The sequence below is a fragment of the Streptomyces sp. NPDC059564 genome (genome assembly GCF_042735575.1).
In the GTDB taxonomy this organism is placed as follows: Bacteria; Actinomycetota; Actinomycetes; order Streptomycetales; family Streptomycetaceae; genus Streptomyces.
The window spans coordinates 1-1,199 of sequence record NZ_JBHWBP010000711.1 but is presented as its reverse complement, the minus strand read 5'-3'; the positions used below and the strand labels follow the sequence as shown (position 1 = coordinate 1,199).

At 74.5% G+C, this 1,199-nt stretch carries 1 protein-coding gene; it reads left to right on the top strand.

All coding sequences use genetic code 11. The features are described from left to right. Positions 1-1,151 (top strand): AAA family ATPase (locus tag ACFV0Q_RS41840; protein WP_385013364.1); only part of this gene is annotated, 1,151 nt, incomplete at its 5' end. Positions 1,152-1,199: the final 48 nt, after the last annotated feature.

The window sequence follows — 1,199 nt, the reverse complement described above, 5'->3', positions numbered from 1 at the left end:
GGCACACCGCCGAGGGCGTCGCGGGGCACGGGCTGTCCCCCGTCGGCGGGGACTTCGCGGCGGTGGCGCTCGGGGGGGGCGGCGGGCCCGCGCAGGACGTGGCGGCGGACGGGCAGGTGGATCCCGATCCGCCGACGCCCGGGGAGCCGCCGGACCAGCGGTTCGGGCCGCCCGGCGGGCCGGGGCGGGTGGAGGGCGTACGGCAGCACAAGGTGTCCGTGCCCCCGCAGGGCGCGCCGGCGGGGCTGCCGGCCGGTCCGGCCGATCCGCGGGCACTGGCCGAGGCGCTGGCGGAGCTGGAGCGGATGGTGGGTCTGGAGCCGGTCAAGCGGCAGGTGAAGGCCCTGTCGGCGCAGCTGCACATGGCCAGGCTGCGGGCGGCCCAGGGGCTGCCGGTGCAGCCCCCGAAGCGGCACTTCGTCTTCTCGGGGCCCTCGGGCACGGGCAAGACGACGGTGGCCCGGATCCTGGGGCGGGTGTTCTACGCGCTCGGGCTGCTGGGCGGCGACCATCTGCTGGAGGCGCAACGGGCCGATCTGGTGGGCGAGTTCCTGGGGCAGACCGCCGTCAAGGCGAACGAGCTGATCGACTCGGCGATCGGCGGGGTGCTGTTCGTGGACGAGGCGTACAGCCTGTCCAATTCCGGTTACAGCAAGGGTGACGCGTACGGGGACGAGGCCCTGCAGGTGCTGCTCAAGCGCGCCGAGGACAACCGGGACCACCTGGTGGTGATCCTGGCGGGCTATCCGGCGGGGATGGACCGGCTGCTGGCCGCGAATCCGGGGCTGTCCTCGCGGTTCACCACCCGGGTGGACTTCCCGAGCTACCGGCCGCCGGAGCTGAGCGCGATCGGCGGGGTGCTGGCCGACGCGAACGGCGACCGGTGGGACGAGGAGGCGCTGGAGGAGCTGCGCAGCATCAGCGGGCACGTGGTGGAGCAGGGCTGGATCGACGAGCTCGGCAACGGCCGGTTCCTGCGGACGCTGTACGAGAAGAGCTGCGCGTACCGGGACCTGCGGCTGGCGGGGTTCGCCGGGGAGCCCTCGCGGGACGACCTCTCCACCCTGCGGCTGGCCGATCTGATGCAGGCTTATGGGGAGGTCCTGTCGGGCCGGGGCCCCCAGGAGCGGCCGGAGCCGCCCCCGTTGTAGGCCCTGCGGGGGCTGTCCCCTACCCGCCCTTCCACCATCCCCAGACTC